Source organism: Cupriavidus sp. 05N40, assembly GCF_056397305.1.
This window is the reverse complement of record NZ_JBFTND010000056.1, coordinates 13,675-34,361: the sequence shown is the minus strand read 5'-3', so window position 1 is coordinate 34,361 and position 20,687 is coordinate 13,675. Positions and strand designations below refer to the sequence as shown.

Annotated in this window: 19 protein-coding genes; 6 read left to right on the top strand and 13 right to left on the bottom strand. The window is 69.2% G+C overall.

Annotation, left to right across the window (positions count from 1 at the left end; translation table 11 throughout):
• On the bottom strand, positions 1-419 hold a 419-nt coding region (locus tag AC1DO7_RS15515; RefSeq protein ID WP_477116298.1), incomplete at its 3' end, for an acyclic terpene utilization AtuA family protein.
• 259 nt (positions 420-678) lie between these two features.
• On the opposite strand from AC1DO7_RS15515, the gene AC1DO7_RS15510 reads away from it, so the two are divergent.
• Complete coding sequence (locus AC1DO7_RS15510) at positions 679-1,575, top strand: LysR family transcriptional regulator (protein WP_441617173.1); 897 nt, start codon at positions 679-681, stop codon at positions 1,573-1,575.
• Positions 1,576-1,589: 14 nt separating this feature from the next.
• On the opposite strand, the gene AC1DO7_RS15505 is transcribed toward AC1DO7_RS15510, so the two are convergent.
• The 8 genes from AC1DO7_RS15505 to AC1DO7_RS15470 form a co-directional block, all read right to left on the bottom strand.
• Positions 1,590-2,393 carry an SDR family oxidoreductase gene (locus AC1DO7_RS15505; RefSeq protein ID WP_441617172.1) on the bottom strand — a complete coding sequence of 268 codons (804 nt, stop codon included), beginning with the start codon at positions 2,391-2,393 and terminating at the stop codon, positions 1,590-1,592.
• A 66-nt stretch (positions 2,394-2,459) separates the two neighbouring features.
• Positions 2,460-3,596, bottom strand: a complete 1,137-nt coding sequence (locus tag AC1DO7_RS15500; RefSeq protein ID WP_441617170.1) for an ABC transporter substrate-binding protein — start codon at positions 3,594-3,596, stop codon at positions 2,460-2,462.
• 305 nt (positions 3,597-3,901) lie between these two features.
• Positions 3,902-4,414 (bottom strand): DUF1269 domain-containing protein, encoded by a 513-nt coding sequence (locus AC1DO7_RS15495; RefSeq protein ID WP_441617168.1) that lies wholly within the window; start codon positions 4,412-4,414, stop codon positions 3,902-3,904.
• 244 nt (positions 4,415-4,658) lie between these two features.
• Positions 4,659-6,080 carry an acetate kinase gene (locus tag AC1DO7_RS15490; RefSeq protein WP_441617166.1) on the bottom strand — a complete coding sequence of 474 codons (1,422 nt, stop codon included), beginning with the start codon at positions 6,078-6,080 and terminating at the stop codon, positions 4,659-4,661.
• Positions 6,081-6,250: 170 nt separating this feature from the next.
• The gene (locus tag AC1DO7_RS15485; protein WP_441643340.1) at positions 6,251-7,579 is read right to left on the bottom strand and encodes a hypothetical protein; all 1,329 of its coding nucleotides are present in this window, start codon (positions 7,577-7,579) and stop codon (positions 6,251-6,253) included.
• Positions 7,580-7,589: 10 nt separating this feature from the next.
• Positions 7,590-8,285, bottom strand: a complete 696-nt coding sequence (locus AC1DO7_RS15480) for a C39 family peptidase (protein WP_441643339.1) — start codon at positions 8,283-8,285, stop codon at positions 7,590-7,592.
• Complete coding sequence (locus AC1DO7_RS15475; protein ID WP_441617160.1) at positions 8,282-8,737, bottom strand: hypothetical protein; 456 nt, start codon at positions 8,735-8,737, stop codon at positions 8,282-8,284. Before AC1DO7_RS15475 ends, AC1DO7_RS15480 begins: the two co-directional genes overlap by 4 nt.
• A 196-nt stretch (positions 8,738-8,933) precedes the next feature.
• Complete coding sequence (locus AC1DO7_RS15470; RefSeq protein WP_441617158.1) at positions 8,934-10,460, bottom strand: hypothetical protein; 1,527 nt, start codon at positions 10,458-10,460, stop codon at positions 8,934-8,936.
• A gap of 662 nt (positions 10,461-11,122) precedes the next feature.
• Here AC1DO7_RS15470 and AC1DO7_RS15465 point away from each other — a divergent pair.
• From AC1DO7_RS15465 to AC1DO7_RS15450, 4 genes are read left to right on the top strand one after another with little or no spacing between them, the layout of a single operon-like run.
• Positions 11,123-11,902 carry a GntR family transcriptional regulator gene (locus AC1DO7_RS15465; protein WP_441617156.1) on the top strand — a complete coding sequence of 260 codons (780 nt, stop codon included), beginning with the start codon at positions 11,123-11,125 and terminating at the stop codon, positions 11,900-11,902.
• A gap of 52 nt (positions 11,903-11,954) precedes the next feature.
• Positions 11,955-12,977: a tripartite tricarboxylate transporter substrate binding protein gene (locus AC1DO7_RS15460; RefSeq protein ID WP_441617154.1), complete on the top strand. Its 1,023-nt coding sequence runs from the start codon at positions 11,955-11,957 to the stop codon at positions 12,975-12,977.
• Positions 12,974-14,281, top strand: coding sequence for a 3-isopropylmalate dehydratase large subunit (locus AC1DO7_RS15455; RefSeq protein WP_441617152.1), 1,308 nt, complete (start codon positions 12,974-12,976; stop codon positions 14,279-14,281). Before AC1DO7_RS15460 ends, AC1DO7_RS15455 begins: the two co-directional genes overlap by 4 nt.
• Complete coding sequence (locus AC1DO7_RS15450; RefSeq protein WP_441617150.1) at positions 14,278-14,793, top strand: LeuD/DmdB family oxidoreductase small subunit; 516 nt, start codon at positions 14,278-14,280, stop codon at positions 14,791-14,793. The genes AC1DO7_RS15455 and AC1DO7_RS15450 overlap by 4 nt, the downstream gene beginning before the upstream one ends.
• Positions 14,794-14,832: 39 nt before the next feature.
• Here the strand turns inward: AC1DO7_RS15450 and AC1DO7_RS15445 are convergent, their stop codons facing one another.
• Entirely contained in the window at positions 14,833-15,528 is a 696-nt protein-coding gene (locus AC1DO7_RS15445; protein ID WP_441617373.1) for a phosphoribosyltransferase, read from the bottom strand.
• 409 nt (positions 15,529-15,937) lie between these two features.
• On the opposite strand from AC1DO7_RS15445, the gene AC1DO7_RS15440 reads away from it, so the two are divergent.
• Positions 15,938-16,117: a hypothetical protein gene (locus tag AC1DO7_RS15440; RefSeq protein ID WP_441617148.1), complete on the top strand. Its 180-nt coding sequence runs from the start codon at positions 15,938-15,940 to the stop codon at positions 16,115-16,117.
• 178 nt (positions 16,118-16,295) lie between these two features.
• Here AC1DO7_RS15440 and AC1DO7_RS15435 read toward each other — a convergent pair whose 3' ends face one another.
• The 3 genes from AC1DO7_RS15435 to AC1DO7_RS15425 form a co-directional block, all read right to left on the bottom strand.
• Positions 16,296-16,472 (bottom strand): CsbD family protein, encoded by a 177-nt coding sequence (locus AC1DO7_RS15435; RefSeq protein ID WP_441617146.1) that lies wholly within the window; start codon positions 16,470-16,472, stop codon positions 16,296-16,298.
• A 416-nt stretch (positions 16,473-16,888) separates the two neighbouring features.
• Complete coding sequence (locus AC1DO7_RS15430) at positions 16,889-18,550, bottom strand: EAL domain-containing protein (protein WP_441617371.1); 1,662 nt, start codon at positions 18,548-18,550, stop codon at positions 16,889-16,891.
• Positions 18,550-20,637 (bottom strand): ATP-binding protein, encoded by a 2,088-nt coding sequence (locus AC1DO7_RS15425; protein ID WP_441617144.1) that lies wholly within the window; start codon positions 20,635-20,637, stop codon positions 18,550-18,552. Before AC1DO7_RS15425 ends, AC1DO7_RS15430 begins: the two co-directional genes overlap by 1 nt.
• Between the last annotated feature and the right edge of the window lie 50 nt (positions 20,638-20,687).

The window sequence follows — 20,687 nt, the reverse complement described above, 5'->3', positions numbered from 1 at the left end:
ATCTGGCGCAGCACGGCGCGGCCGGCATCGTCCGCAAGGTCGTCGCCTTCGACCACCGCCACGCGCGGTGCCGCCAGGCCAAGCTCGGCGGCCAGCGCGCGCACGCGTGCGGCGGCGGCGCGCGGGTTGGCGGCGCCGAAGTTGCCGACGATGGGAATGCCGTTGGCCAGGCACAGCCCCAGGACCGGCGCGAGCAGCGCGTCGAGCAGCGGTTCGTAGCCTTGGGCGGGATCGTTGCGCCGGGCCAGCTGGGCCAGCGCCAGCGTGCGCTCGGCCAGGGTCTCGAACATCAGCACGGCGGGGCCGCCCGCCGCGATCATGGTGCGCACCACGGGGAGGGCGGCATCCGTGCGGTCGCCGGAGAAGCCGGCACCGGAGCCGATCAGCAAAGGTCCGGGGGCGGGAGCGGAAGCAGTCATGGGACGAAGCCTGGTGAGGCGGGCGCAAACCCGGGTGGCAAGGACGGTGCGCACGAGGCCGCCACCGTGAATGGATTCTAGACCTGCCAGCCTGCTCCGAAAAACGGATAATTTGGATTAATCTATCGATTTGGCAGATAAAAGCGGATGCACGGGAAGTACGCTTTGCGCCGCACGCCTGCAGGCGTGCCCCGGGCGCCCGCCAAACGCCCGCCAACCACTGATACCGCCGGTACCGCCAGTACCCTCGCCCCCGCCGATGAACCTGTCCGTCAAACACTTGCGCGCCTTCGTGGCGCTGGTGGAGCATCGAAACTTCACACGCGCCGCGCAGGCCTGCCACCTGTCGCAATCGGCCTTCAGCGCGCTGATCCAGACGCTGGAGGAACAGGCCGGCACGCGCCTGTTCGAGCGCACCACGCGCCATGTGGAACTGAGCGTGGAAGGCCGGCGATTCGAGGAAGTGGCGGTGCGCCTGCTGGCGGATTTCGAGACGGCGTTCGCAGAGCTGCGCGATCATGCCGAGCGCCGCAAGGGGCGGGTATCGATCGCGGCCCTGCCCTCGCTGGCGGCCGGCGACCTGCCGCCGCTGCTGGCCGCGTTCCACCAGCGCTATCCGGGCATCTCCATCGAGCTGTTCGACCTGCTCGCGGACGGCTGCATCGAGATGGTCAGGCGCGGGCGGGCCGATTTCGCGCTGGCGCCCGCGCCGGCGCAGGACAGCGACCTGCGCGTCGAGCCGCTGGTGGCGGACCGCTTCCACCTGGTGTGCCCGGCCAGCCATCCGCTGGCGCGGCGCAAGCGCGTGGCGCCGCAGGCACTGGCGGGGCTGCCCTTCATCCAGCTGTCGCGTACCAGCAGCGTGCGCCAGCACCTGGACGCCGCGCTGCATCCGCTCAAGCTCAACGGCGTGATGGAGGTGGAGCACCTGGCGACCGTGGCGGCGCTGGTGGCCGCGGGGCTGGGCGTGACGGTGGTGCCGGCGCTGGCACTGTTCCAGTTCCAGCAGGAGGGCCTGGCGATCCGTCCGCTGCAGTTGCCATCGCTGGTGCGCGACATCTGCCTGGTACGGCTCAAGGACCGCGGCGATTCCGCGGCCGCCGCGGCGATGATCGAAGCCGTGCAGGCGCACTTCCAGCGCGGACGGGCGCGCTGAGCGGCACCGCTGCCTCAGAAATGCGCGAGATAGCCGCCGTCGACCGCCAGTACATGGCCGGTGACATAGGAGGCGGCCGGCGACGCGAGGAATACCGCCGCGCCGGCGATTTCTTCCGGCTGGCCCCAGCGGCCGAGCGCGGTGCGCTGGCGCAGCCATTCCGACACGCTCGCATCCGCCACCATCGGCTGGTTTGGCTCGGTGGCGAAGTAACCGGGCGCGATCGCATTGACGGTCACGCCATCGCGGCCAAGGTCGGCGGCCATGGCGCGCGTGAGTGCATCGAGGCCGCCCTTGGTGGCGGGGTAGAGCACGTCATTGGCACGTGCAACCTGGCCCGCGATCGAGCTGACATTGATGATGCGGCCGTAGCCGCCGCGGCGCATCAGCTGCGCGGCGTGGCGGCACAGCGCGTAGGGCGCGACCAGGTTGGTCTCCAGCATCTCGCGCAGGTCGGCGGCATCGAGATGCGCCATATTGCTGCGCTTGCGCGCGCCGGCATTGTTGACGAGGATATCGAGCCGGCCGTGGCTGGCGTCGATGCGCGCGAAGGCGGCGGCGCCGGCGGCCTCGTCGGTAATGTCGAGCACCAGCGCTTCGGCGCCGCCGGCGCTGTCTTCGCCTGCTGGCGAGAGCTGCGCCACGGCGGCATGCACGCGCGCGGCGTTGCGCGCGGCAATGATCACGTGGGCGCCGGCCTGGCGCAGGGCGGCCGCGATCGCCAGGCCGAGGCCTTGCGCGCCGCCGGTGACCAGCGCCACGCGGCCGTGCAGCGAGAAGGGCGAGCTGGCGGGTGGGTTCAGGGGTGAGATAGCCATCCGGCGACTATACCGCAGCCCCGCCCCACCCGATCCACCCGACCACCCGACCACCCGAACGGCAGTTCAGCGGATCAGCTTGCCGGTGGACGAGACGATCGACATCTCGACGAACGACGAGCCGGTGTGCCGCGCAGGGCTGTAGCTGATCAGGATGCCGCCCAGGTCGAAGTCGCGCAGGCTCTCGAGCGCGCCGACCAGCCGTTCGCGCGTGGGCTCCGGCCCCGCGCGGCGCAGGCCTTCGACCAGCACCTTGGCCGACATGAAGCCTTCCATGCCGGCATTGCTCGGCTCCACGCCCTGCTGGCGCGCCTGGCTGCGGTATTCGCTGGCAATGCTCATCTGGCTGGAGTTGGTGCCTGGCACCACCTGCGTGATGATCAGGCCGCGCGCGTCTTCGCCAAGCTCCTTGATAAAGGAATCGGCCGCGTTGTTGGACAGCGTGACGAACTGCGCCTGGCTGCCGGCGCGGCGCATCTCCCTGATCAGGCGCGCCGCCTCCGAGCCCGAGCCGATCACCAGCACCGCCTGCGGATTAGCCTTGTTGATGGTGGCCACGCCTGCCTGGATGTCGCCCATCGGGCGCGCGAACGAGGCGCTCGCCGCGGGCTGGACCCCGCGCGCCTGCAGCGCGGTGCTGAAGCCTTCGAATACGTCCTGGCCGAAGCCGTCGCTGGCGTAGTAGATGGCGATGCGGTTCATGCCCGAGGTGGCGAGGTGGTTGATCGCGCGGGCCACCTCGTCCTGGTACTTGGCGCGCACGTTGAACACGTAGCGGTTGACCGGGCGGTGCAGCGTGATGGCACCGGTCAGCGGCGCCACCAGCGGCACCTTCTCGGCGTTGATGATGGGCAGGATGCTTTCGTTCTGCGGCGTGCCGCGCACCATGAACAGCGCGAACACCTTGTCCTCCAGCACCAGCTTGCGCACGTTGCCGGGCGTGCGCTTGGCGTCGAAGCCGTCATCGTAGGTCACCAGCTCGATGCGCCGGCCGGCTACGCCGCCATTGGCGTTGACCGTGCTCAGGTAGACCTGGGCGCCGGCGATCTGCTCCTTGACCGACCCCGCCACCGGGCCGGTGACGCCCGCCGACTGCCCGATCCTGATGGTGCCCTTGCTGATGCCTGGCTCCGCCTGCGCCAGCGGCGCGGCCGCTATCAGCGCGGCGGCCAGCAGGCCGCGCGCGATCCGTGTTGTCCTCATCTCCGACCCCTTTTTTCGCTTGCGAATCGTCTTGCTTTCGCTTTGCTCTGTTTTCATGGCGCGCTTCATGCGATGAAGCGGCTGCACGCAAATTACCTCAAAGACGTGCCATTCGGCAAACTGGCTGTTGCAAACCGGATGACTGCGGCAAGGCGTGCGCGGCGATCGCGCGGCAACGGGAAAGCGAAAGAGAGCGGAGGGAGGAGCAAGGAGGGAGGAAGCCAGGGCGCGGCAGGACGCGCCCGACGCTGGCGCCGGGCGCGTGCAAGGCGGAACGCGGGGCCGGGGCGGCCCCGCGCCGAAACTCAGGGAAAGGCGGGTACGGCGGGATCGAGGCCGGCAAAGCGGGCTTCCGGATGGGCCGCTTCCAGCAGGGCTTCGATTTCTTCGATGCGCCCGCGCGGCACGTCCACCATCAGCAGGATCTTGCCCTCCTCGATTTCTTTTTCGAAGGCCTTGTGGCGGCTGTTCGGCGCGGAGCAGCCGATCATGCTCGAGGCCCACGCCCCGAACACCGCGCCCAGCACGGCGAGCACGCCCACCAGCCCCCATTGTGGCGTATCGCTGACGATGGGAAACATGGCCACCAGCGCGCCGGCGATGATGCCGATGCCGCCGCCGACCATCAGGCCCATCTCGGCAGCATGCACGATGTCGGAGGTCTGGAACAGGTTGGCTTCATGCAGGCCGGTCATATCGGCGCCGTCGCGCGCGATGAAGTGGATATGACTGTTCTCGATGCGCGCCAGCAGCAGATCGTCCATGGTGCGGCGGGCACTCGCCAGATCGGGCAACAACCAGAAGATGCGTTTGCGCATGACTCTCTCCTCGCTTCAGGCCATTACAGGCCATTTTCGGGCCATCCCGGCAGCAGTGTGCATGCGGAGTCGCCATCACGCCTGGACGAGAGAACGTCCGGTGGAGGTGCATCCGTATCCGCCCTGGGGACGGGGTTCTTCATTTGTACGCCAGCCGCGTGGCCAGCGCAAGGCGCCCTCCGTCACATGCCGGCCCGGCGTCACCTCGCGCTGTACCCGCGCTGTACCATGTGCGCCACCTGCCTCAGAACGTGATCGGCAGGCGCAAGGTCACCGTCAGGTTCGGCGTGTCCTGCGTGAGCCCCGCGCCGACGGAGACGTTCAGCGTGTAGCGGCTGTTGAAGCGGTACGAATACCCTACCAGCAGGGTGCCCTGCGTCACGCGCACGGAGCCCGCCACCGTCTGCCCGTTCTGCTTGGTCGGCCAGATGATGCTCTGGTCGTAGCCGATACTGAACGAGGCATGTTCGTTCAGCGACAGGCCGATACCGAAGTTGAAGCCGAAGATGTCGCCCGGCGCGATCTTGCCGAGGTTCTCCTGCTGGCCATTGAGCACGGTGCGGCTGACGTTGTCGCGCGCGAAATTGTGCAGATAGCTGAAGGTGCCGAAGAACACCGCCGGATCGCTTGGCAGCAGCCAGGTGACGCCGGGCTGGATGGCCTGGAAGCCGGTGCCGGTGGGCAGGCCCAGCGGCAGCCCGGTGCCGGTGGTATTGCCCACGCAGCGCGTCACGCAATCGGTCACCACGTCGAACGGGCTCTTGCCGGTGCTGGACTTGTAGCGCAGCCAGCCGACGAAGTACGGCATCTTCTCGTTGCCGTAGTTGATCTGGTAGCGCAGTGTCGCCTCCACGTCGCCGATGCCCTTGCCGCTGGAATTGAAGACGTTGTCGACCGCCGTGCCGGTAAAGACTTCGCGGCTGACAGTCGAGCCCGAGGTCTGTACGTAGGGCACCTTGGCTTCGAGTTCCAGCCGCTTGGTGAGGCCGTAGCGGAACGCCACCGCCTCGATATAGGTCGAGGTCTTGACCTGGCGCACGTCGATGAGGCCGATCAGCAGGGCCGGGATGATGGTATAGCCGACCAGGGCCACGCGATCGTTGGACGAATAGCCATACTGGAAGCTCGGCTCGACCACCAGCTTGCCCACCGGCGTGAGCACGCCGGGCTGGTCGAAGATAGGCGCGATCGCCGGCGGCGGCGTCCTTTCCTCCGGCGGCTTGCCCACGGGCTGCTCGTCGCCGGCCTGCGCCAGCTGCACCTGCGCGGCTTGCGCCGTGGCGTTCTCCTGCATGGCGGCGTTGCCCGCGTCCTGCGCGCCGGGCGTGCCTGGCGCGGCCGCCGGTGCGGCCGCGGCATTGGTGGCCGCGTCTTCGGCCGCTGGCGCGGGGCTAGTGCCCGGCGGGCGCTGGCCGCCACGCTTGCGCGCCAGCACATCCGTGCCCAGTACGCTGCGCAACTCGCGGATGGTGGCTTCCTGCTCCGCCATGGACCGCTTCATCGCCTCGAGCGCGGCGGCCTGCTCGGCCACCGCGCGCTTGAGCTGGTCCAGCTTTGCCGCGGTCGGCCCGTCGTCTGGCGGGGTCTGGCCTTGCGCCATGCCCCCGAGCAACAGCAATGTCGAACACCCGGCCTGCCGGATGCCGCGCAGCGACCCGTTTTTCATTTCGCCTTCCTCCCCCGGACGGCGGACTGCTTGGAGCAGGAGTCCGCAACCTGCTTACCGCATACAGCCTTTCTCCGTACTGCCAGCTTCTCTCTACGGCTCTCTACAGCTTTCTACTGCTTTCTACCGCTTATCCACTGCTTGTCCGTTGCCGTTGCGGCGGCCTGGCTTCAACGCCGGCCTGCTGCGCCTAGCAGCGCGTTGCTTAAGGTCTGGTTGGCCACCTGCGCGCGGAATGCCTGCAAGGTGTTGACTCCAGCGTTGATCGTCACCAGGTTCTGTATCGACTGGTTACTCAGCGAGTTCTGAATTACCGTTGCCGGCGAACCGGCCAGTGCGCTGGCGGCGGCGCTGTTGCCCGGCCCGTTCTGTATCAGGCTCATGACACCGTTGGTCGTCACCGTGGCCGCGCCCGAGGACACCACCGAAGCGGGCAGGCTGGTCATCGCCACGCCCGCCGCGCTGGCGCCCGTGCTGGTACTGCTGCTGCCATTGCCGCCCTGTGCGGCACCGCCGCCGCCGGTCACCGGGTTGGAGGCGAGCGCATGGTTGACCGTCGCGGCGGCCGCGGCACCGGCGCCGGTCGCCACGCCAAGCGCGGCCGCCAGCTGCGAGGCCTGGCTGGCGGTGATGCGGCTTATGTCGGGAATGGTGAGGCTGGTCGACACCACCAGGGCACCGTTGATGTACACGGCACGCTGGATGCCGAACGAAACCTGCAGGCCGGCACCCACGTCGAAGCCGCCGCGCAGGTCGTCGAGGCGGTCCTTCTCCACCGGCTTCCAGCTCGCCATGGTGCTGCGCGCGGCGTGCACATGGGGGGTCTGGGCCTGGGGACTCTCCTGGGCGGCGGGCGGCACCGCCGCTGCCACGATGGCCTCGATCGTCTGCGGCGCCGGGCGTGCCGCTTCGGCGAAGCCGCCGCGCGGATCCTGCAGATGCTGTTGCGGGGCAGCCGGCTTCCGGGCGGCTGTGTCATCTCGTGGCGCGAGCACCGCGCGTTCAGGCGCGGGCGCGGCGGCCTTGGCCACGCTGTCGCCGGTCGCCGCCAAAGCCGGCGGCGTGTCCGGGGCCGGCAGCGCGACCGCCGCGCGCGTGTCCGCGGCATCGGCCATCGCGACGCCGGCCACGGCGGCGGTTGCCGGAGCCATATCTGCTGCATCGGCGGCATGCGCGGTACGCGCGATGAGGGCGGCCGGCGGCTCTTCCGCCTGCGCGGCCGGCAGGGCCTCGATGTCCAGCGACGCCGGGGTCCGCCCGGCCATGTTGCCGAGCGCCGCCGCCAGGTAAGGATTGGAAGGTTCCGCCTGAGCGGCGGGCGTGACCGTGAAGCCGGCGGCATCGGGAGCGCCGCGCGTGTCGAGCGCTTCGAGCCCCGTGCCTTCGTCGGCCCGCGCATGCCCGGCGCAGGCCAGGCCTGCGCCCAGCAGCACCATCGCCGTGGCCGGACCGGCCCCACTGCGGCGGGAGTGCGCGGGCTTCGAGGATGTCTGGAACATGATGCGTTCCTTAGAAGTCGCTACTGCCATGCGAGGGCATGACAGTGAAGAACAGACTATCCCGGTTGATACCCATGGAGTAAGGGCCGGTAGGCGCAATGCGCCAGTCGGCCGCGAGATTGAAGCGCGCCGAATCCTCGCGGTTGTGGATGACGAACAGCAACTGGCTGTCCCAGATCGATTCGAAATGCTCGCGCGAGATTGCGCGCGTACCGAGCGCCGGGTCACCGATCAGCACGCGGTTGCCGTGGACGCCCTTGATCACCACGAAATGGTGGTAGCCGTTCTCGACCACCAGCACGATGGCGGGGATCTGGGTTTCCTCCAGCTTGGACAGCGGCAGCTCATAGCCATCGGCGAGGAAGCCGCGTGACTCGAGGAAGCGCTTCATGTCCAGCAGCGAGAAGCCCTCCTGCCGGATCTTGTTCTGGTCGCCGTTGACGAACATGTTGGCGAATACAACCTGTTCGCTGACCGGATAGCCGTACTGGTAGGTCAGCAACGTGGCCACCGCCGCCGAGCCGCAGCTGAAATCGTACTGCTGGCGGATGGTGGTCTTGTAGCGCGCCTCCTTGAGGCTGGTGACACGCACGCTGAAGAAATTGCTGCCGTCGCCCGGAACGATCGCATAGTCGGCCCACGCCACCGGCGCGCCGGCCGCGGCCAGCAGCAGGGTGGCCTGCAGTAGCAGCTTGCGCAGCGTCATGGCTTGAACTGCACGTTGATGATCGTGGCGTTCTGGATCAGCACGTTGGAGCCCGAGTTCTGTATGACAGTGGGCAGGCCCGAGGCGCTGGCGAACGAGCCGTCGGCGATGCTGTTGGCACCGCTCATGATGCGGTTCGCGCTGTTGTCGGCCACGGTGCCGGCCAGACGCATGTCGTTGACCACCAGTTCGGATCCGCCGCGGATATCGTCGAGCTTGTTGCTGGCAACCGGCTTGCCCAGGCCGGCGAACACGCCGCGCTGCGTACCGCCCGCCGCTGCGGGAGGAACCTGTTCCGGGGCCGCCGCGCTGGTGTTCAGGGCGGGTCCGGTGCTTGCCGCAGGCACTGCGGCGGATGGCCCGGCGGGCAACGGTTCGGCCAGGGCTTGCAAGCCAGGCCAGACCACGATGGCTGTCGCCATGACAGTGACAGCAAAGCGGACCGATCGCATTTTGGTGTCTCCTTCGGCCTCCTGCCCGCCGCCCCATCCGAACGGGCACGCAAGAGACGAGTGGACGCTTCGTCGAATGGGCATCCCGGCACGCGACGCGCGCCGGGATGCCTTGAGTTGCCGGAGTCGAGCCGGGCCGGCAGGGAGCGCGCGCGGGCCATCCACCCGCGGCGCGCGCCCCTGCCGCGCACCTGCCTTACTTGCCGACGTTCAGGTTGGCCTGAACATTGACGCTTTGCTGCACCAGCGACGCCATGCCGCTGTTTTGGTTGGCGATCATGATGCCCGCGGCCGACTGGCCGACACTGCTCATCGCGTTGGACATGTTGAAGGTGCCAGCATCGACATAGTTGGCGCCACCGGCGCCGCCGGCTCCACCCACTGCGCCATTGCCAACACCGCCCGTGCCGCCGTTGCCCGTGCCGCCAGCGCCACCGGCACCGGAAGCCGCGCCGACCGCGCCGCTGCCGGCCGTCGCGCTGCCATTGCTGGCCTGGGTCGAAGCGCCGCCGCTGGTTGCATTGCCGCCATTACCGCCATTGCCGGCCACGCTGACCTGGGAACCGCCATAGCCGCCCGTGCCGGAGCCGGCGCCACCGCTAGCCGTGGACGTGCCGCCAGAGCCGGCTCCGCCATTGCCACCCGTGCCAGTACCTGCACCGCCAGTCGGGCTGGATGCGCCAGCGGTCGAGCCGCCGCCTCCGCCGCCGGTCGCAGTCCCTGCGCCCGCCGTGGTGGTGGTGGCGCCGGTGGAGCCTGCACCGCCCGCACCAGCCGTGCTGGTGCCGCCGGGGCCGCCGTTGCCGAAGAAGCCATTGCCGCCGCTGCCCGACTTCGAGCCGCTGCTGCCGCCCGCCGCTGCCGCCAGGCCGCCAGCGCTGCCGCCACCGGCCCACGCGCCACCTGCCTTGCCGCCGCTGGAGAGGCTGGCACCATAGGCGTCGCCGCCGGAGCCCTTGGCGATGCCGCCGCGCCCGCCTACGCCGACGCTGGCGCTGAGCGCGCCGCCGCCGTAGCCCTTGGCGTCGCCGCCGTCGCCGCCATAGCCCTTGGCGTCGCCACCGCTGCCGCCATGGCCAGCATTGGCGGTGCCTGCGGACGCAGCGCCAGCCGTGGCGCTGCCGTTGGTAGCCGAGCCACCGCTGCCGCCGCTGCCGCCGTTGCCGCTATTGCCACCATTGCCGCCGGTGCCGCCCTTGCCGTCGCCACCATAGCCAGCGCCGCCCTTGCCGCCCCAGCCGCCGTTGGCATTGCCGGAGTTGCTAGCCGTATTGCCGATGCCGTAGACCTTGACGCCGCTGACGGAGCCCGACAGCTTGCTGATGGCAATGGCCTTGCTGCTGTTGAAGGAGTTGCTGAGGTTGGCGGTGGCCGAGCTGCCGTTGTTGGCGCCAGCATTGCCATAGCCTTCGTCAAAGGTCACCTTGCCCTTGTTGTCGGTATTGGTCTTGTTGGAGGTTGAAGTCTTGTTGGAGGTGTAGGTCGAAGTCTTGGTTGAAGTACGGGTATCGGTACTTGTCTTGGTGGCTGTGCTGTTATCCTGCCAGGCATTGGAATTCTCATTTGCCGAAGCCCCACCGCCGGACTGAGTGGACGTCGCAGTGGCCGTCTGCGTGTTGTCGCCGTTCCACTTGACGTCATTGTTATTCGTCGGGTTGGCCATGGCCTGACCGCCAGCCCCAAGGGCTAGGGTGATCGCCGACGCAAGTAAGGTCTTTTTCATACAAAGCTCCCAGGAGGATTTACAGCGGCTCTGCCTCTCGCTGCCGCTCGGGGAGAACGACGGTGGGAGGCGCGGGTCAGGCACTTCGGCCAAACCAGCCTCCCTTTCCGCATAATCGGTGCCAGCGCTTGCGGCCGGCGCGGCAATCCCTTGAAATACAAGGGCTACAAAGCATTCATGGCGGGCAGGGAATCATTTGCGTGCCACCTGCACGTGAGCCGCCGCTGTGAGCCGCACACAACATGTCACATGGCTGTGACAGCGCGTATCCAACGTCACCGCGAATGGTCTGCGCAAGCGCCGCAATAACCCCTGCCGATCAGGCCTTTAAGGCAGGTCGCAAGGGAAAACCCCCGGCAGCGGCCGCTGTATCGCAACTGAAACAGGCCTCCCGGCCGGTGCACTGGTCGCCGCATGCAGCCGATCCGGGCCTGTGGGTGAAGACCGGCAGCACGTGAAGAGGTGCGCTTCGATGGCCTTGCGGTTACCAGACAATACCTCCGTCAATTAGGGCTCAGGCTTCATATGCGGTGCGTGCGCGCAACGATCCGGGGCCAGGCGGGCGTGTAATAAGGCACAACTAGAGACATAACTAGGCTCTATGTCTGATTTAAAGTACATTAAGCCTATTAGAGACTTGTCACCCRCACGCAAGGGAAACCATGAGTGAAGCCGTCGTTCCCCTGTATCACCAGATTTACGTGGTACTACGCCAACAGATCGTCGAAGGGCGGTTCGGCCAGGGCCCCTTGCCCGGCGAAATCGACCTTGCCAAGCAGTTCCACGCATCGCGCGTGACCATGCGCCGCGTGTTCGACCGCCTCGTGCAGGAGGGCCTGGTGCGCCGCCACCGCGGCCTCGGCACGTTCGTCAATCCGCACCCGATCAAGCCTGTCACGCTAGGCGATCGCCCGGGCAGCCTGCTCGACAACATCATCGACATGGGGCAGAAGACCTCGGTCAAGGTGATTTCGATCGATGACGTCCACGCCACCCCGGAAGTGGCCGAGGCACTTGGCCTGCAGCCTGGCGACCCGGTCGTCAAGGTGGTGCGCGTGCGTCACTACGCCAGCCGCCCGCTGTCGCATATCACCGCCTACCTGCCGGCCGAACTGGGCCGCGGCCTGAACCGCAAGGACCTCGAAACCACGCCGATGCTGCGCCTGCTGCAGGGCTCGGGCGTGCAGCTGGGCCGCGCCAGCCAGACGCTGTCGGCCCGCCTGGCCGACGTGGTGGTGGCACCGCTGCTGGACGTGCCGGTGGGCGGCGCCCTGCTGGCAGTGCGCCGCGTGGTGCTGGACAAGGGTGGGCGCCCGGTGCAGTTCCTGCTCGGCCAGTACCGGCCGGACCGCTACGAATATCGCATGGAGCTGTCTCCGGCCGGCGGCGACAGCGCCAACGTCTGGGTGGAGAACGAGGCACGCACGGGGCTGCGCGAATAGGCCGGGACGGGCGATACTGCGCACTCCAGAGCTTTCCCTGAAGGAATCCGCGATGCCAGCTCCCTCCATGGTCCGACCTCCGTTCCCGCGCCTTGACCGTCCGCCGCGACGCACCGCCCTGCTCGCGCTGCTGGGTGCGCTCGCCAGCCTTGCGCTGGCGGGACCCGCGCCGGCAGCCCAGATTGCCGGCGGCAAGCCCATCCGCATCCTGGTGGGCGCACCGGCGGGCGGCACCACCGACACGCTGGCGCGCACCATCGCCCAGGAGATGGCGCGCGAGCTGGAGCAGAGCGTGGTGGTGGAAAACCGCCCGGGAGCCGGCGGCAATATCGCCGCCGACCTGGTTGCCAAGAGCGCGCCGGACGGTACCACCTTGCTGATGAGCTTCACCAGCCACACCATCAACGCCACGCTGTACAAGAAGCTGCCCTTCGACCCGATCCAGGATTTCACCCCGATCACGCTGGTCGCAAGCGTGCCGAGCGTGCTGGTGGCGACGCCCGCCCTGCCCGCCAACAACATCCCCGAACTGATCCGGCTGGCCAGGAGCAAGCCCGGCAAGCTGAACTTCGCCATCGGCTCGGTCGGCTCGTCGGTGCACCTGGCCGGCGACATGTTCAAGATGATGACGGGCACCTATATCGTCAACATTCCCTACAAGGGCACCGCGCCGGCCATCACCGACCTGCTGGCCGGGCAGGTCGACCTGATGTTCGCCAGCACCTTCAACGTGTTGCCCCACGTCAAGAGCGGCAAGCTCAAGGTGCTGGGCGTGACCAGTTCCGCGCCGCTGCCGCAGTTTCCGGGCGCGGCGCCCATCGGCAACACGGTGAAGGGTTTCGAATCGTCCGCCTGGTTCGGCCTGTTCGGCCCGGCCGCGCTGCCGCCGGACGTCCTGCAGGCGCTCTACCAGGCCGCCCACAAGGGCCTGGAATCGCCCTCGGTGCGCAAGCGCCTGGAAACGGACGGCGCGCAACCGGTGGGCAATCCGCCGCAGGCTTTCGCGGCCTTCGTGCGCGATGACATCAAGCGCTGGGCCAAGGTGGTCAAGTACTCGGGAGCCACCCCGGAATGAAGCCGCTCGCCGGGGCGCCCCACGTACCGGCCACGCTCGCCCAGAAGCTGGTGGCCCGGGCCGCCGGACTGGACACGGTCGCGCCGGGCTCGGTGGTGACCTGCCAGGTGGACCTGGCCATGTCGCACGACTCCAGCGGGCCGCGCCGCGTGGCGCCGCTGCTGCGCGAACTGGGCGCCAAGATATGGGATCCCGAGCGCTATGTGGTGGTGACCGACCACTATGTGCCCGCGGCCGATCCCGAGGCCGAGGCCATCGTCCGCTTCACCCGCGACTGGGTGCGCGAGGCGCGCCTGCCTCACTTCATCGACGGCAAGGGCATCTGCCACGTGGTGCTGCCGGAGCATGGCCATGTGCTGCCGGGGCGCTTTATCGTCGGGGGCGACAGCCACAGCCCTACGGGCGGCGCCTTCGGTGCCTATATGTTCGGTATCGGCGCCACCGAGATGGCGGGCGTGCTGGCCACCGGCGAAATCTGGCTGCGCGTGCCGCACACCATCCGCCTGCAGTGGGACGGCAGGCTGGCCACGGGGGTTTGCGCCAAGGACATCATGCTGTTCCTGTGCGGCCGGATGGGCCTGGGCGGCGGTCGCTACGAGGCCATCGAATACGCTGGCGAGGCGGTCGCCGCGCTGCCCATGCAGGAGCGCATGACGCTGTCCAACATGAGCGCCGAACTGGGCGCGCAGACCGGCCTGATCGCGCCGGATGCCACTACCGTGGCGTGGCTGGCCGAGGCCGGCGTGCCGGCCGCCACCCTCGACGCCATTGCCCTTGCGCACTGGCGCACCGACCCCGGCGCCGCGCTGCTGGAAAGCCACCGCTTCGACGCCGGCGCGCTGGCGCCGCAGGTGGCCGCGCCCCATTCGCCGGCCAACACCGGACCGGTCGGCGAGGTTGCCGGCCAGGCGGTGGATATCGCCTACCTCGGCGCCTGCACCGGCGCCAAGCTCGAAGACCTGCGCATGGCCGCCAGCGTGCTGCGCGGCCGGCGCGTGGCGCCGGGCGTGAGCCTGCAGCTGGCGCCCGCCTCGCTGCGCGACCAGCAGCAAGCCGAGCGGGAAGGCACGCTGGCCGCCCTGCTGGACGCCGGCGCGCACCTGCTGCCCAACGCCTGCAACGCCTGCGCCGGGTACGGCGCATCGCGCTTTCCGGCCGGCAGCCGCGCCATCGCCTCCACCGCGCGCAATTTCGCCGGTCGCATGGGCGACAGCGGCAGTGCGGTCTGGCTGGCTTCCCCGCTGACCGTCGCGGCCTCCGCCGTGGCCGGCAAGATCATCGATCCGCGCGAGATGCTGGCATGAGCCCGGTTCCCGTCCCGCCGCCGCCCGGCGGCCGCATCTGGCGCTTCGGCGACAACGTGGACACCGACCAGATGGCGCCCGGGGCCCATATGAAGGACGGCATCGAACAGATCGCGCGCCACTGCCTGGCCGGGCTGCGCCCGGAGTTTCCCGCCGGCGTGCGGCCCGGCGACCTGCTGGTGGGAGGGTGCAACTTCGGCGTGGGCTCTTCGCGCGAACAGGCGCCGCAGGCCTTGCGCCAGCTTGGCGTGGCGGCCGTGGTCGCGACCTCCTTCGCCGGGCTGTTCTATCGCAACGCCATCAACCTGGGCCTGCCGGTGCTGACCTGCGCCGATACCTCGCGGCTGGCCGATGGCGCCCAGGCCCGTCTCGACCTCGACCGTTCGGTGCTGCTGTTGCCCGACGGCAGCCGCGTGGCCTGCGATGCGATTCCCGAATTCCTGCGCGCGCTGCTTCGGGCCGGCGGGCTGGTGCCGCACCTCAAGGCAAGGCTGGCGGCGCCACCACGCTAGCGCGACGGGAACCACACCGGATCCGGTGCCGGGCCATCCTTATGCGGACCGCCCGCACGCGTCCTGGCGCAGGAGCGCAATGACTTCTTCGTCGGTGGTCTGGCGGAAATCCAGGTAGAAGGCGCCCACGGCGCCGAAGCTCGCCGGCACGTTGAGGCAGATCACATGGTCGGCCGCGGCCACCAGGCTGGCCTGCCCGTCCACCGAGGCCACCGGCACGGCCGCGACGACCGTGCGCGCCCCCGCCCCGCGCACGCCCGCCAGCGCGGCACGCATGGTGGCGCCGGTCGCCACGCCGTCGTCCACCACGATCACCGTACGCCCGGCCATGGCCGGTACCGGCGCGCCGCCGCGGTAGCGCTGCTGGCGCCGCGCGATCTCGTCGAGCTGGCGGCCGCGCTCCGCATCGAAGGCACCGCTGTCGAGCGCGCGCCGGGTCCAGGGATCGTCGTTGGCGACCGTATGCGGGGCACCGCCGGCCGCATCGCCTTCCACCACCGCGCCAAGTGCCAGTTCCGGGTAGCCGGGCGCGCCGATCTTGCGCACCAGCAGGATGTCCAGCCGGCCTTCGAGCAGGCGCGCCACTTCGAAGGCCACCGGCACGCCGCCGCGCGGCAGCGCCAGCACCAGCGGCGCCTCGCCCAGAACCGCGGCGCTGTAACCCGTCTCGGCCAGGTGCCGGCCAAGGTAGATTCCCGCCTCGCGGCGATCGGCAAAGCACGGCGGCAACGGCATGGAGCGGGGCATGGCCACTTCCTCCGGTTTCAGTGACGCAGTGGACAAGGCCAAATATAGGCCGATCGGACCGACGAATGAAGGCGGGTTTGCACACCGGCGCGCGGCGTGGCGCCCGCGAGGCGCAAAACCCGGCCATCAGCCGGATGGGCCGGGAACGGCACGGCGCGGCCTTTGCAAGGCCGGGAGGTGACGCCGGCAGCGCGGGAGGCCGTTATTGAACGCAATTCAGCAACAGTGTGTTTTGCCGGAGCCGGATTTTCTTTCGGCCGGATTTGGCTACCATGGCCCGTACCGATGGCAGCCACATGAGCACGTTGCCGTTTCAACGGCGTTGCCGCCCCCGATAAGGACGGCACGCATGCATGACCCCCGCTTACGTGTCATGCGAACCCAAGCGAGAACCATCATGAGTACGCATCACAAACCCGCCCTCGAAACCCAGCGCCCTGACGGCGCGACGGAGGCGAACAGCCTGGGCCTGGATATCCCCTTCGGTTCGCTCGACGCAGCCGCGCTTGCCGAACTGCCCTACACGTTCCGCCCGGCCGGCACCTGCACGCGCTACTACAACGAGTGGTTCAGCTGAGCAGGGCGCCGGCCCGCTCGGGCCAGACTGCAGGAACAAAGACAGACGCCGCGCAACGGCCCCTGCCGGGATGGCAGGAGCAGCTTGCGCGGCGTCTGGTCTTTTGCGTCTGAGCTTTTTAGCGGCAGCTTGTTTCATCGGCGCGGGCCAGGCCCTGCCTGGCCGCGCGCCCGGCGTGTCAGCGGGTCCGCTTGGCGTCCTGGCGGGCATCGCCATACGCGGCCTGCGTCTTGCCGGCGATCTGCTGCGCCTTGCCCTTGATCTCGGTGCTGGCGCTGCCAGTGACCTTGCCGGCCACTTCCTTCACCTTGCCCTTGGCTTCCTCGATACGGCCCTTCACCTGGTCCTTGTTCATGATGTGCTCCGGTTAGCGACGGTACAGGATGAACCGCCTTCTTGCCGCAGGCCCGTGGTCACCCGCCGGGCCGGCGCCGCGCCCATCGGCATGAGCGGGAAGGCGCTGGAACCAGCTTAGGCGGGCGCCGTGCCCGCGCCTGTCCGGCGTCGGCTGGAAGGCATGTAGGACGCACGCCTACTTGCGGGCCGCTCCGGCGGCGCGGCCGGTGGCGGCAAGGACGGGAGCAATGAAAGCCGGAGAGGTGAAGACGCCGGCAATGGCGGCGCGGGAAAGCGAAAAGAGCGCCTCGCGTCGGGCACGAGGCGCTGGCCGGCAAGGGGATGTCCGGCAGGGAGGCGCATAGCCCGACGGGGAAGCAAGGCTATGCCCGGCATTCTATATCATTTTTATCATTTTAAAATAGGAAGATGATTTCATATTTGCACGTCGACATGGTTGTCGCGTGCCGGCTCGTGCGGCCCGTGGATCGGCCATGACGACGGCGCCGGCGTCGGCGCCGGTTCGAGCCGCGAAGGCAGCCACTCGCGCAACCCGGCCAGGGTCATCGGGCGCGCGAAATGATATCCCTGCCCCAGGCGCACGCCCTTGTCCGCCAGCAGCGCGCGCTGCTGTTCGCACTCGATGCCTTCGGCCACCACGGCAATATCCAGCGCGTGAGCAAAGCTGAGCGTGGCATCGACGATCTGCCCGCTGACCCTGTCGCCGGGCTCGGCCTGCACGAAGAGGCGGTCGAGCTTGAGGAAATCCACCTCGAACTGCTTGAAGTACGCCAGGCCGCAGTAGCCGGTGCCGAAGTCATCCACGGCGAGCTTGATGCCGCGTGCCTTGGCGCGCTGGATGGCGCTGCGCTGGTGTTCGACCAGCGCGACCGCATCGCGCTCGGTGATCTCCAGCACAGGCGTCACGTTGGCCTGCAACAGCGCAAGCAGCGGGGAGTCTTCTGCCCAGAAGCCGGCGGCGTCGAAATGCTCGGCGGTGATGTTGAAGGCGATATGGAAGGCCGGCGGCAATGCCAGCGATTCGAAGTCGCACCGCACCTGCGGGATCAGGCCCTGCGTGAGCGCCACCGCAAGGCGCTGCTGCTCGATGGCCGGGATGAAGTGCTCGGGCTCGAGCAGGCCGCGGCGCGGATGCTGCCAGCGCGCCAGCACTTCCACTCCCGTGCACAAGCCGCTTTCGAGATCGACCACCGGCTGGTAGTAGGGTATGAACTCGCCATGGCGCAGGCCGCGCTGCAGCTCAGCCGCGAACGAGCGACGCGCGGCGCGGCGCGACCGCAGCGCACACGCGACCAGCGCGGCCAGCGCGGCGGCAAGCGGCGGCAACACCAGGTATTTGAGGCACTCATGCAAGATCACGGCGCGCGGCGCGCTGGCGATCACGGCAATCGGATGCCCCGCCAGCTGGCGCACGTCGACGATCCCGCGCGTGCCGTGCCACAGCGTGTCGCGCGGGACCAGGGTGGGCGCGCCGGCCGCTTCGCCGCCGGCCACGGCCACGGCCACGGCGCCGAGCATGAAGCGCGTGCCGGCAACCTCGATGCCAATGTCGGGAAATCCCAGCCTGCCGGCCGACTGCACCATGTCGGCCAGGTAGCGCCCGTCCACCCACACCAGCACGCCGTTGCCGGGCGTGGTGCCGAGGAATACCGCCAGTGCCGTGGCCTTGCCGGGCCCGGCCGTGGCCAGCCGGTACTGCAGGCCGGGGCGCCAGGCCAGCAGATCGTCCAGCGGCAGCGCAATCTCCCCGCGCACCGCCGAGCAGTAGCGCATGCCGTGCGCCACCAGCACCACGTCGCGCACATAGGCGGTGTAGGCGCCCTGCTCGTGCAGCTGGCGTGCCACCGCCCGGCACGGTGCGCCCACCAGTGTACGGTCCCGGTAGGCGATGCCGAGCGTGTCCGCCAGCGCCAGCTCCATGTTGTCGCGCAGCGCCGAGGAGATTCTCTCCACGCGTGCGCGCGCGTCGTGCACGGCGAGCAGCAGGATCAGGCCCAGCGCCAGGCTGGCAGCGAGCAACGCCGCCAGCAGCGGCAGCGCCTCGCCACGGGCCGGCCGCGCCCCCAGGCAGCGCATCACGCGGCCGCCGGCAGGCTGAATGTCACCACGGTGCCCTTGCCGATCTCGCTGCTCAGCGTGATCTGCCCCTGGTGCACCGCCACGATCTCGCGCACGATCGCCAGCCCGAGGCCATTGCCCTTGGTGGCGCCGCGGCGGTTGGCGCGGTAAAAATTCTCGAACGCCATGCCTGCTTCTTCCTTCGTCATGCCGATACCCTGATCCTCTACGCGCACCGATACCTTGTCGTGCTCCTGCGGCGCCCACACGCTGATGGTGACCTCGTCCCTGCCGTCAGAATACTTGAGCGCGTTCTCCACCAGATTGCGCACGGCCTGCGTCAATTGCGCACGGTCGGCCAGCACGTACAAGGGCGCGTGCTCCGCGCGCACGCGCAGCCTGCCCTCCGCGGCGAAGTCGCCGGCCACGGTGTCGCGCACGAGCGCGGCCATGTCGACGCGCTGGCGCTCGTGCGCGCCGCTGCTGCGCGCCTCGATGCGGGCCAGGTCGAGCATGTCGGAGAGCAGGTCGTTGAGCTGGCGCGCGCGCGCGTGGATGGCGTGGTAGATGCCGGCGCGCCGCTCGGGCGGCACCGCGTTCGCGCCGAGCAGCTCGGCATAGCCGGCGATGCCTGCCACGGGCGACTTGAGCTCGTGCGCGGCGGCCGAGACGAAATGCGACTTCATGCGGTCGTGGCGCAGCCGCGAGGTGACGTCGCGCAGCACCAGCACCAGCCCGCCGCCGCTGGCCGCATGCACGATGCGCACTTCATAGGCCGGCGACACCGCCATGTCGAACTCGACGATGCCGGCGAACTCCGCACCGGCCTCGGCCCGGTCCAGCTCGGCCAGCAACTGCCCGGGCCCGCAGGCCTGGCGCGCAGGTTGCCGGCCGCGGTAGAGCCAGTGGACGAACTCGCGCTGCGTGGCGCCGCGCAGGCGCGGCAGCGCTACGCCGAGCAGTTCGCACAGCGCGGTGTTGGTTTCGTCGATCACGCGGTCGGGACCGAACACGGCCACGCCGTCCGGCATGGCGAGAAACAGGCCGCGCAGATGCTGCTTCTTCTCGGCGAGGATGTCGCGCACCACGCGCTCGCGGTCGGCCAGCGCGGCCAGTTCGCGCAAGGCAGCGAACTGGCGTACCTGGAAGAACAGCACCAGCACCGTCACCAGCGCGGCGATGGCGATGGCCGCGCGCAGGCGCTCGTGGTAGCTGGCCAGGGCCGCGCTGCTGCCGACGCCTGCCAGCAGCGCCAGGTTGCGCCCCGGCAGGCGCTGGATGGCGTAGATGCACGTGCCGGCATCGCGCGCGCCATTCCCGGCCACGGCCTCGCGCATGCCGTCGGCACAGTGGCAGGTGACGATGCCGCCGTGCCCGCCGGCCAGCGCCCCGCGCAGCGCGGAGCCGGGCAGCAGCACCTGGCCCGGCTGGCGGCCCTGCTCGCTCCAGCGCGCACGCACCACGTAGTCGTCGGTGCCGGCCAGCAGGACGGTGCCGGATGCGCCCAGCCCCGCGCGCGCGTAGAAATCCGACAGGCGGCCCGGGTCGAGCGAGACCACCACTGCGCCAAGGAAGCGCCCGCTGGCCGGGTCCACGATGCCTTTCGACAGTTGCATCGACCAGCGCCCGCTCATGTGCCCGGCCACCGGTATGCCCACGTAGAGCATGGGCCGCGCGCGCTTTTCGTGCAGGCTGACGTATTGGCGGTCGCCGAGCTCCGGCGAAGCGAAGCCGGCGCTGGTGGAGGCGCGCAGGGTGCCGGCGCGGTCCAGCACGGATACCTCGAGAAATGGCTCGACCACCAGGTAGCCGCTGCGCATCCACTGCGCCAGCGGCAATGCGGGCCCGCGTTCGGCCACGGCACCGCCAACCAGCGATGCGAGCTGGTCCGCTTCGGACAGCGTGCCTTCGGCGTGTTCGCCAAGCAAGGCGGCAACGCGTGCCAGTCCGGCATGGACATGGCGCAGCTCGGTGGCGCGGTCCCATAGCGCCCAGCCCGCCAGTGCGCACCAGATCCCGACGACGATGACAACGCCTGACCAGAACGGATGTCTCGCGGAACGATGCGCGCCTGCCAGTGCCTGTCGGTAGATTTCCAGGCTCATGGGAAAGCTACCAAGAAACGAGAATATTGTTCGTCACAGCCGTGAATCCC

Coding starts and splice junctions, on each gene's coding strand:
- AC1DO7_RS15510 (WP_441617173.1), top strand. CDS start 679: ATGAACCTGTCCGTCAAACACTTGCGCGCCTTCGTGGCGCTGGTGGAG.
- AC1DO7_RS15505 (WP_441617172.1), bottom strand. CDS start 2,393: ATGGCTATCTCACCCCTGAACCCACCCGCCAGCTCGCCCTTCTCGCTG.
- AC1DO7_RS15500 (WP_441617170.1), bottom strand. CDS start 3,596: ATGAGGACAACACGGATCGCGCGCGGCCTGCTGGCCGCCGCGCTGATA.
- AC1DO7_RS15495 (WP_441617168.1), bottom strand. CDS start 4,414: ATGCGCAAACGCATCTTCTGGTTGTTGCCCGATCTGGCGAGTGCCCGC.
- AC1DO7_RS15490 (WP_441617166.1), bottom strand. CDS start 6,080: ATGAAAAACGGGTCGCTGCGCGGCATCCGGCAGGCCGGGTGTTCGACA.
- AC1DO7_RS15485 (WP_441643340.1), bottom strand. CDS start 7,579: ATGTTCCAGACATCCTCGAAGCCCGCGCACTCCCGCCGCAGTGGGGCC.
- AC1DO7_RS15480 (WP_441643339.1), bottom strand. CDS start 8,285: ATGACGCTGCGCAAGCTGCTACTGCAGGCCACCCTGCTGCTGGCCGCG.
- AC1DO7_RS15475 (WP_441617160.1), bottom strand. CDS start 8,737: ATGCGATCGGTCCGCTTTGCTGTCACTGTCATGGCGACAGCCATCGTG.
- AC1DO7_RS15470 (WP_441617158.1), bottom strand. CDS start 10,460: ATGAAAAAGACCTTACTTGCGTCGGCGATCACCCTAGCCCTTGGGGCT.
- AC1DO7_RS15465 (WP_441617156.1), top strand. CDS start 11,123: ATGAGTGAAGCCGTCGTTCCCCTGTATCACCAGATTTACGTGGTACTA.
- AC1DO7_RS15460 (WP_441617154.1), top strand. CDS start 11,955: ATGCCAGCTCCCTCCATGGTCCGACCTCCGTTCCCGCGCCTTGACCGT.
- AC1DO7_RS15455 (WP_441617152.1), top strand. CDS start 12,974: ATGAAGCCGCTCGCCGGGGCGCCCCACGTACCGGCCACGCTCGCCCAG.
- AC1DO7_RS15450 (WP_441617150.1), top strand. CDS start 14,278: ATGAGCCCGGTTCCCGTCCCGCCGCCGCCCGGCGGCCGCATCTGGCGC.
- AC1DO7_RS15445 (WP_441617373.1), bottom strand. CDS start 15,528: ATGCCGTTGCCGCCGTGCTTTGCCGATCGCCGCGAGGCGGGAATCTAC.
- AC1DO7_RS15440 (WP_441617148.1), top strand. CDS start 15,938: ATGAGTACGCATCACAAACCCGCCCTCGAAACCCAGCGCCCTGACGGC.
- AC1DO7_RS15435 (WP_441617146.1), bottom strand. CDS start 16,472: ATGAACAAGGACCAGGTGAAGGGCCGTATCGAGGAAGCCAAGGGCAAG.
- AC1DO7_RS15430 (WP_441617371.1), bottom strand. CDS start 18,550: ATGCGCTGCCTGGGGGCGCGGCCGGCCCGTGGCGAGGCGCTGCCGCTG.
- AC1DO7_RS15425 (WP_441617144.1), bottom strand. CDS start 20,637: ATGAGCCTGGAAATCTACCGACAGGCACTGGCAGGCGCGCATCGTTCC.